The sequence below is a fragment of the Leptolyngbya sp. GGD genome, from assembly GCF_026735145.1.
GTDB lineage: Bacteria > Cyanobacteriota > Cyanobacteriia > Leptolyngbyales > Leptolyngbyaceae > Leptolyngbya > Leptolyngbya boryana.
Genome location: NZ_JAPQKE010000002.1, coordinates 1,269,287 through 1,278,797, shown reverse-complemented (window position 1 = coordinate 1,278,797; position 9,511 = coordinate 1,269,287). Strand labels below are relative to the sequence as shown.

Sequence of the window (9,511 nt, the reverse complement as noted above, 5' to 3'; positions counted from 1 at the left end):
ATATGGCGACCAGATAGTACTTCAGGTGTTTTGCGCGAATTTTTGCAGGTTGTTAAATGCTACGTGAATGCAAGAAGTAACAAAATAGCCTGAAACTATTGTTCGTTCTAATGCATTGCGCGTGTTTCAGAAGTTACCTACATCTAACTTTTTGCGATTTTTGCGCCGAAATTTTGATTGCTGCTTTCGACCCAATTCAAGGATACTTTCACCTGAAGCAACATTAACTGAGTGCGAAACGCTATCGCGAACAACTACGTTAACACTTCGAGGATTGGCGATAAGTCGCTATATCTTTAGCAATTGACTTCTATGAAATCTAAAGAAGTATTTTATGTAAGCTCAATAGTTCGGACAGAATCAGGCAGCGATGATGCCGTAGTTGCAAAGGGTTGAGTAATTGGGATGCGATTTAATTTGGCTCGGCTCCAAGTCTAAGTTGCAAATAAATCGGTCAAGCAAATGCTGATTGAGCATACGGCGTTTCACACTTGCCATTGAAAAGACAAACGGCGCAGTTCCTGAATGCTGCTCGATTGCCTCGAACTTGGCGAGATTCAGTGCGGTGAGACTGGCATTGAAATGAAAGGCTAACTTTGCTGCGTCACGCGCTTGGCAATCCTCTAATCCTGTAAACTGCTTGGCATCGCGGAACAGAAATTCAGTCTGGCAGCCACAATACCCTCATAAATCCGAAATCTGTTTCATCGCCTAGACTAGGAATCGAAGGTTTGCTTCGTCTCGTCGATACGATTGCCAAAATCCAAACGCTCACAACTGAGCAGGAACGTGACTTATGTCAGAGCGAATCCCTCCCCCCCGCCTGTCAGTCCGAATCAGCAACTGTGGGTTCATCTGCCAGAACCCAACCGCAAACGCCTGATTTACATCCTGAGCCAAATGCTGGAGAATCATGCGGCTCTCCCAAGGGAGGGTCAATCGCATGATGTCTAACCCCTCAAAGCAAGGCTTTGTCTCAGAAAAGATTCTGCCCCATCACCTAGATCGCCTTGCGATTGTCTACGTCCGTCAGTCCACCCTTCAACAAGTTCTGGATCATCAAGAATCGACACGCTTGCAATATGGACTGGTTCATCGGGCAGAAGCATTAGGCTGGAGTCGGGATCGCATCCTGACGATTGATGAAGATTTAGGCAAGTCGGGGAGCAGTGCTGAAGGACGAAGTGGCTTTCAACGGCTCGTGACTGAAGTCAGTCTGAACCATGTAGGATTAATCTTGGGGATTGAAATGTCTCGGTTAGCCCGCTCATCGAAAGATTGGCATCATTTGCTAGAAGTGTGCGCTCTATTCGGCACCTTGATTGCCGACTTGGATGGCATCTATGATCCAGGTCAGTACAATGACCGCTTACTACTGGGGTTGAAAGGCACCATGAGTGAAGCTGAATTACACATTCTCAAACAACGAATGCTGCAAGGCAAGTTAAACAAAGCTCAACGCGGAGAACTCGGATTCCATATGCCAATTGGTTACATCCGCCGTCCTTCTGGTGAGATTTGCTTTGACCCCGATGAGCAAGCTCAACAAGTCGTAAAGCTGATCTTCAGAAAATTCGAGGAGCTAGGAACATTGAATGCAGTGCTACGCTATCTAGTAGATCATCACATTCAAGTTGGAGTGCGCGTGTTATCCGGTGCGAACAAGGGAGATCTCGAATGGCATCGCCCCAATCGTGCCACCCTGCAAAACCTGTTAAAGAATCCAGCCTATGCTGGAGCTTATGCGTATGGTCAAAGCCATACTGACTTGGGCAAGCAGCAAGCCGGACGACAGGCAGGACATGCCTATCGGGGCTGTGTTGTGACTCCGATGGAAGCGTGGCAGGTCTTAATTCAGGATCATCACCCCGCTTACATTACCTGGCAACAGTACCAGCAGAATCTGGCTCAACTGAAATCGAATCAAACTCGTGCAGATGAATTAGGGATTGCCCGTCAAGGGGTATCTTTGCTATCTGGTTTAGTGGTCTGTGGGTGCTGTGGATGTCGGATGAGTGTGCAGTACCATCGACAATGGCATCATCGTTACATCTGTATGCGAGAGCTATCAGATTATGGTGGTAAAGTCTGTCAACATCTTGCTGGTGCCTGTTTAGATGAGCTAGTGGTCGAGCAAGTGTTAAAAGCGTTAGAACCTGCAGCACTGGAGCTATCACTTGCAGCAACGACACATCTGGAACAAGAGCGGACTGAACTCGACCATCTATGGCAGCAACGGTTAGAGCGAGCGACTTTTGAAGCTGAGCGAGCTGCACGGCACTATCAACTCGTTGAACCCGAAAATCGCCTAGTTGCACGACAATTAGCACGAGAATGGGAAATAAAGCTTGCCGCTCAACAACAGCTTCAGGAGGACTATGAGCGATTTACCCATCAACAATCCAAAGTACTTTCTGAGAAGGAGCGTCAGGCAATCCGTCAACTCGCACAAGACATTCCCAGATTGTGGAATGCGAGTACAACAACCCAGGCTCAGAAGACAGAAATCATTCGCCAAGTGATTCAGAAGATCACCGTCAACGTTCAAGGCAACAGTGAACAGGTCAAGGTTAAAATTGAATGGGTGGGAGGAGCTATCAGTTGCTTTGACTTGATTCGACCCGTCGCAACCTGGACTCAACTCAGCAACTATCCTCAATTGTGTCAGCGTCTTGAACAATTGGTGCAAGCGGGCACACCGACCGAAGAGATTGTGCAATGTCTGATTCAAGAAGGGTTTCATCCACCGAAGCGGCGCAAGACGCTGAATGGAGAAGAACTACGGGTATTGATCCGACGATTAGGACTCGGTCAGTCGTATGCCCCGAAAGTTCAAGCTGTTTTAGCAGAGCATGAATGGTGGTTGCCCGATTTAGCCGCTTGTTTACAGATGCCGACCGTGACGCTCTATAACTGGGTACAGCGGGGTTGGGTCAAAGCACGTCAACAACCAGAGTATCCAAAGCACTGGATCATCTGGGCAGATGAATCGGAAGTCCAACGATTAAGAACCCATCGTCAGCAACCCCAAGGTGAGATCCTACGGCAACGCTGGCGTGGCGAAATTCTTGAGATTACACGCTGCCCTGTTCCCTAATCAAACAAGCTGATTATAGAATTCAAGCAAGGAGTTTTATGATGCCCAAGAAACGATCTCATCCCAGCCCGTCTTCTCATGAAGTCTCAAACGTCTATGGGGGTACTGAGGCTGCCTTACCTCAATTTGAAACCGCAGCTTGTAATACTGAACAATCTGCCTTGGGTCTTGCTCAATATCGGTGGAAAACAACAGACAAGTGCGAACACGAGTCGAATGGCGATGCTCGACGAGATAGGCAAGGCGAATCGTGCGTTTGAGCGAGACGTGCCATACGACTGCCGTGTAGAGGTCAACGTTCGGTTGCACCGTTTCGACCAACGTGAGGCGGCTCACATCACTCAGATCAACCTTGCCCGCATACTTGCGCGGTCTGCCGCGTCGCTTTTGTTCACCGGTGTAGAGAAACTGAAGATTGGCATCACATCGCAGTTTACTGATGACATGCAACTTTAGATCCACGGCTCCAGTGACAAAGCTTTCTTTGGCATAGGCTCCATCGACTGCGAGGTATTCGACTTCCGGCGGCAGGTGAGGTCGTACACGATCTAGATGATAAAGGTATTGATCCATGCGGCTAAACTCCGGCAAACTCGATTGGGCATAGGTTTGCTCAGCCGATAACGCATAGGCTTGTTCACCCTCGACATCAACCACACCGACCACTGACACCTCTAATCCGGTTGCCACTCGACTAGCACATCCATTCCAAAACCGATCTAATCCAAACGTCGCTCTGCCACTCTTGCTAACAAACGAGCAGTCCATGACCGCAAGCCTTACCGTGCCTGCTCGACTTGCCTCAGCAACCAACGCCTGATTCAACGGGGCAAACTCGAAGTCTTGCTGGTACTGGCGGCGGTAGGTGCGTTCGCTCAAGTTGCTGTAGCGGCTCAGATTGATGAAGTTAACTTTGCCACACACGACCAACATCGTTGTGAATAAAGTCACTAAGAATTTCGTTTGCGGTTTGCGAAATTGCCCACTTCGGCAAGCAGGCTTTGTACAATGGCTTCCATAGCTATCCATCCGGTGCGTTTGTGATTATTTGCACCCTAAGCGACGGGTAGCTTTCTTGTCAAAATTCTGTCCGGACTATTGATACAAGGAAGTTGAATCATAAATTCAGTGCCTTCTCCGAGTACCGAGTTGGCTGAGATCGTGCCACCATGGTTTTCTTCAATAATTTGACGCGAGATCGCGAGTCCTAACCCGGTTCCTTTACCCACACTCTTAGTGGTAAACAAATGGTCAAAGATTCTAGCTTGCACCTCTTCACTCATGCCTGTCCCATTATCCCGAATCCGAATTTCAACTACTTTTGGGGTAGCCAGTCGCATTTGAACAGTAATGATTTGGGGCTTGGCTTGCAACTCAGTAAAGGTAGACTGTTGCGCGACCTCATCAAACATGTCGATCGCATTCGCCAAAATGTTCATAAAAACTTGATTGAGCTGTCCTGGAAAGCAGCTAATCTCAGGGATATCGCCATATTCTGTCATCACTTCAATGGCAGGACGGGTTTCGTTTGCTCTAAGCCGATACTTGAGGATTAAAATCGTACTTTCTAATCCATCACGAATATCAAACAGAACCTGGGAATCTGTATCAGAGCGGGAGAAAGTTCGCAAACTAGTGCTAATGTTACGAATCCTTTCTAGACCCAATTTCATCGAATTGAGAAGTTGGGGTAGATCTTTCTGAAGAAATTCCAAATCCACCGCTTCAATTTGTTCTACTATCTCTGGATCAGGATTCGGATACTTTTGTTGATATAGATTGATTAGTCCAAATAAATCCTGAACATACTCTTGGGCAGGTTGCAAGTTGCTGAACAAAAAGCCAACGGGATTATTAATTTCGTGGGCAACTCCCGCTACTAAATTGCCGAGCGCCGACATTTTTTCGCTGCGAACCAGTTGCAGTTGGGATGCTTGCAAATCCGCCGATTTCTTGGCAACTTGTCGTTCTAGGTTTTGAGTTAAGGAGTAAAGCTGGATATGAGTTTTCACTCTCGCAAGCACTTCATGTTCTTGGAAAGGCTTTGTGACATAATCCACTGCCCCTAACTCTAAAGCGCGCACTTTATTTTCAACATCGGACAGAGCTGTCATGAAAATAATGGGGATATTCCGCGTTTTCGGATTCTCCTTTAAGCGTTTGCAAGTCTCAAATCCATCGATTCCGGGCATCATCACATCCAGTAAAATCAGCGCTGGTAGCTCATATTCAACCTGCTGCAGAGCGCGCTCTCCACTGGTTGCGATCGCAACCTCAAATCCAGCATCACTGAGCGCCTCGGAAATTACATCTAAGTTAGCTGGTGTATCGTCAACAATTAAAATTAGCTCTGTATGTTGAGTACTCATACTTTCCACCTTCTAAGTATTCTGCAAAACCAGATGCTGTTGAATCAGTTGTTCAATTTGCTCTAGTTGGAATTGTTTCGCGAGCTGTAGAACCTTTTGCGTAAAAGGTTTATAGCGCGCATCTTGCTGACCAATTTGTTCAGCAACTTCCTTAAGTTTTTTCAACCGACCGCCTTGAGCAAGCTGAAGCAAGACTTGTAAGTCTTCAACAGAAGGTGGAATCAGTTCTTGGTTAGATTCTAGGTTCGGTTCGGGAGCATCAGATAAATCTGGTGAAGCTTTGTCGTACTTCCAGGTGAGTTGTAAATGCTCAGCCAGGAGACTGAACAATTCACTCGCCTGGACTGGTTTGGCGAGAAAATCATCTCCGCCTGCATCCAAACTCATTTGCTGATCGAGTTGGGCAACAGACGCAGAAGAGACGATGACTTTCAGGTGTTTTAGCTCAGAATCACCGCGTAATTGCTTCAGGAATTCAAATCCATCCATGACTGGCATTGCCAGGTCAGTAATGACTAAATCGGGCAATTTCTCCCGAAGTTTGGCTAAACCATCCTGACCATGCACCGCTTCTGTCACAACAAACCCCAAGGGTTCCAGTAAATTGACGATGATGGCACGATTTTCCCAACGATCGTCAACAATCATAATCTGGCACTGTGATCCTTCATACCCAACAATCTGACCTGCTGCGGTGATAGTTTGGCGTTCATGCCAATTCTGGGCAATTGAAACTGCAATCTCAAAGAAGAATTCGCTACCCACACCCACTTGGCTCTTGATCTGAATTTGACCTCCCATCAACTGAATAATTTGCTGACTCAGTGCCAATCCTAAGCCCGTTCCTTCAGCCTTCCGGGTCTTATCGCCCACCTGCTCAAAGGCTTGAAACAGTTTCCCAATATCTTCCGAACAAATCCCAACCCCAGTATCGGCAATCACAAATCGCAATTTGGTCGATCGTGGCTGGCTTGAGGTCAAGGACGGATCGTCCACATCCACTCGCTCTACACGCAACGTGACCTGTCCTTGATCAGTAAATTTGATGGCATTGCCCAATAAATTAATCAAAACCTGGCGTAACCGTTTTTCATCCGCTTCAATTCCGGCTGGCAAATCGGTATCAGGCTGGTAGTGAAATTCCAGCCCTTTCTGATCGGCACGAACTCGGCAGATTTCAACCACACCTTGTAGAAAGGCAGGAAAATGGAAGGATTTGGGAATCAGATCGAGTTTTCGAGCTTCGATTTTAGAGAGGTCAAGAACATCATTAATGAGCGTGAGCAGGTGAGAGCCACATTGATAGATGACACTCACACCATGACGTTCTTTTTCTCCTAAGATTTTGGAGCGCTCCAGAATTTGAGAATAGCCAAGAATCCCATTCAAGGGCGTTCGGAGTTCATGGCTCATGTTCGCAAGGAACTCACTTTTGGCTTGGTTCGCACTATCCGCTACTTCTTTCGCTTCTTTTAACTCAGCCGTCCGTTCCTCGACTCGTCGTTCTAACACTTCAAAAGACGATTTTAGTTGTCCCGCCATGTTATTAAAGGTCTGAGCTAACGTGCCGACTTCATCCTGGGTCATCACTGGGGCAGTCTGGCTTAAATCTCCCTGAGCGAGGCGGGTCGCCGCTTCTCCAATTGCCAAAATCGGGCGGGTAATTCGCCGGGAGAGTAGATAGACCGCAATGAGCAGCACGCCAGAAGACAGAAACCCGATCCGGAGAATGTTGTTCGCTAATTGGTTCGCTGCTCGAAATGCTTCTGTTTGATCGATTTCGGCGATCAATGCCAAATTTTGTTCTGGCAACCAACGATAGACCCCGACCACAGGCACCCCGGCATAATTGATGTAGCTGCCAAACCCGCTTTGTTGCCGAACGGCACGATCAATGCCGATGCTGCTAATGCCTTCCTTAAATTGTTCCTGATTGACTTTCGCAGTCTGTTGACGAGAAATGAAAATCTGCTTGCCTTTGGCTCGACCGACGAGGTACGTTTCTGCAGTTTCCCCCAAGCCCGTATTGTCACGAATTAGGGTATCTACTTCATCGAGATTGAGATCGGCAATCAAAGCAGCCATTCGCGTCCCCTTGGGGTCGGTAATCGGTGTGGCAACGGTAATCGACGCTTTTTCAGTGGAAGGCGAGATGTAAAAGTTAGGAACGACAATATTAATGCGATCGCGGGTGAAATACGTGGCGGGATCTCCTAAAGGTCGGTAGGTTCCCTCTAATTTCGGATCGTCGGAGGCAAACACCACAAAGCCACTATTGCGCGTAATCCGAATGCTCCGAAGATTGGGTTTGATGGCAATCAACTGCGCCACATGCTCTTTGAGAATTTTGTAGGCTTCCTGGTACTCAGGCTCAGTCGGGTTTTTCGTTAGAAGCGTACTCAGTGCCTGTTGAATGCGGGTTTCTTGGCTGACGATGAGCGTATCGCGGAGTTGATTTTCAACCCATTTCTTTAATTGATAATCTTTGAGTTGGGTTGCCACAGTCAGGCGATTGATCACTTCTTTCTCTAGTGAACTTCTCGCTTGGAAGTAAGACCCAACCGCTACTGTCGTCACCGTTACCACCGACAGCAGAGAAAAATAGCCGACTAATTGAGTCAATAAGCTTTTATTAAACCAGCGTTTCATGCTTGTCTCTCCCAGGCTTGCCAAATAGATTTGATTTGCGCGATCGACCAATCAACTGCCTCAGTGGGAGAGGCTTTGTCTTGGATCACTTTCAGAACCGTTTTTGCCCAGAGTTGTTGACTTTGGACTTCACTAAAGGCAGAGTGCATCACCTCATAGGGAATCAAGCTAGGGCGATCGTAAATTTTCAGCGCTGTAGAGAGATGGGGATCGCTCGAATCTTTCCAGAATGGACTGTCTAGCAATTTCGGCATCACAGGCAAGACTCGCCCCTTGAAGCCTTGAACCAGGGGCGTAATGTTTTCTGGTTGCACCAAGTAGGTGAGAAACTCTTTAGCAGCTTGCTGGTGCGGGCTAGCTTTCGGAACGATCGCTTGTTTAATACCTTTGCGAGTCAACAGAGGAGTACCATCTGTTTTGAGCGGTCGATCGATCGTGACAATTTGCTGATAGCGCTGCAAAGCGTCCTGGTTATAGGGATTGTTCGCAAGTTTTTGGGTGAGGGGAATAGATAGCGTTAGATTCTGGGTCATCAGAATGCTGCCATCTAAGAAAGCAGTGTTATTCCCTGCACCTGTCCATTTCATTGCGACTTCCGGAACAAAGCCTTGAGTGTAAAAGCCGGTGTACTGGCTCAGTGCTGCGATGAATCGTTGCCGATTTTCAGGCATCTCTAGCAGAAATTCACCGACTTCATTGACTACTGCAACATTGTAGGCATCTAAAAACATCAATAAAGACGTGTAGGTGTCAAAGCCAACGCTCGACATACATAACCCCACACTATGCAGTTTAGAATGTCCCTTCGCACGTAATGGCGCTTGAGCCTTTTGCCAAAACTGCCAGAATCCATCCCATTGTTGGGGAATCGCTTGGGAATCGAACCCAATTTCTTCGAGTAGATTCCCCCAAAAGTGGATGTAGTCATCGGATTGCCAAAGGGGCAGCGCGTAGTAACTGCGTTCTCCTCGGATCTTGTTGCGATAGGAGACTTGGGATAAAGCAACGGGAGTATACTGCGGTTTCAGCGGTGTCAGGACATCTGTTAGATCCAGTAATTGATCTTGCCAAGCCATCTTTGGGGCAAGGCTAGTATCAATCCCAACCGAATAGACAATGTCAGGAACTTGTCGATGATTCGGATCGGCAACAATTTTGTTGAGCTGTTGGTCAATCAGATCGACAGGTAACAATTTCAAATCGACCTTACGCTGAGTTGCCTGTTCCCACTTGCGGACGAGTTGGATCAGTTGTTCGTTTTCTTCGGGTAAAAAGCCTTGTTCCCACCAAATCACCAAATCTGCATCACTAGACGCTTGCGCGAGATTCAGATTCATTTGGCTATTGCGCTGTGTACAACTTGCAAGTCCAAGTCCTAAGGAAAATAATCCTAGCC

Annotated in this window: 6 protein-coding genes; 1 reads left to right on the top strand and 5 read right to left on the bottom strand. The window is 47.4% G+C overall.

Going from position 1 to position 9,511, the window contains the following annotated elements:
- Nucleotides 1-771: 771 nt before the first annotated feature.
- Nucleotides 772-945, bottom strand: a complete 174-nt coding sequence (locus OU814_RS14910) for a hypothetical protein (protein WP_268183938.1) — start codon at nt 943-945, stop codon at nt 772-774.
- Here OU814_RS14910 and OU814_RS14905 point away from each other — a divergent pair.
- Entirely contained in the window at nt 944-3,097 is a 2,154-nt protein-coding gene (locus OU814_RS14905; RefSeq protein ID WP_326498304.1) for a recombinase family protein, read from the top strand. The genes OU814_RS14910 and OU814_RS14905 overlap by 2 nt on opposite strands.
- Before the next feature lie 36 nt (nt 3,098-3,133).
- On the opposite strand, the gene OU814_RS14900 is transcribed toward OU814_RS14905, so the two are convergent.
- The 4 genes from OU814_RS14900 to OU814_RS14885 are packed head-to-tail and all read right to left on the bottom strand — an operon-like array spanning nt 3,134 to nt 9,452.
- On the bottom strand, nt 3,134-4,126 hold the full coding sequence (locus tag OU814_RS14900; RefSeq protein ID WP_268183936.1) for a transposase: 993 nt from the start codon (nt 4,124-4,126) through the stop codon (nt 3,134-3,136).
- A 26-nt stretch (nt 4,127-4,152) separates the two neighbouring features.
- The gene (locus tag OU814_RS14895; protein ID WP_268183934.1) at nt 4,153-5,466 is read right to left on the bottom strand and encodes a sensor histidine kinase; all 1,314 of its coding nucleotides are present in this window, start codon (nt 5,464-5,466) and stop codon (nt 4,153-4,155) included.
- A gap of 12 nt (nt 5,467-5,478) precedes the next feature.
- The gene (locus tag OU814_RS14890) at nt 5,479-8,115 is read right to left on the bottom strand and encodes a hybrid sensor histidine kinase/response regulator (protein ID WP_268183932.1); all 2,637 of its coding nucleotides are present in this window, start codon (nt 8,113-8,115) and stop codon (nt 5,479-5,481) included.
- Nucleotides 8,112-9,452 (bottom strand): ABC transporter substrate-binding protein, encoded by a 1,341-nt coding sequence (locus OU814_RS14885; protein ID WP_268183930.1) that lies wholly within the window; start codon nt 9,450-9,452, stop codon nt 8,112-8,114. Before OU814_RS14885 ends, OU814_RS14890 begins: the two co-directional genes overlap by 4 nt.
- Between the last annotated feature and the right edge of the window lie 59 nt (nt 9,453-9,511).

Excerpts from the sequence above, each read along its gene's own strand:
- OU814_RS14910 (WP_268183938.1), bottom strand. The coding sequence starts at position 945 with ATGCGATTGACCCTCCCTTGGGAGAGCCGCATGATTCTCCAGCATTTG.
- OU814_RS14890 (WP_268183932.1), bottom strand. The coding sequence starts at position 8,115 with ATGAAACGCTGGTTTAATAAAAGCTTATTGACTCAATTAGTCGGCTAT.
- OU814_RS14900 (WP_268183936.1), bottom strand. The coding sequence starts at position 4,126 with ATGGATAGCTATGGAAGCCATTGTACAAAGCCTGCTTGCCGAAGTGGG.
- OU814_RS14905 (WP_326498304.1), top strand. The coding sequence starts at position 944 with ATGATGTCTAACCCCTCAAAGCAAGGCTTTGTCTCAGAAAAGATTCTG.
- OU814_RS14885 (WP_268183930.1), bottom strand. The coding sequence starts at position 9,452 with ATGAATCTGAATCTCGCGCAAGCGTCTAGTGATGCAGATTTGGTGATT.
- OU814_RS14895 (WP_268183934.1), bottom strand. The coding sequence starts at position 5,466 with ATGAGTACTCAACATACAGAGCTAATTTTAATTGTTGACGATACACCA.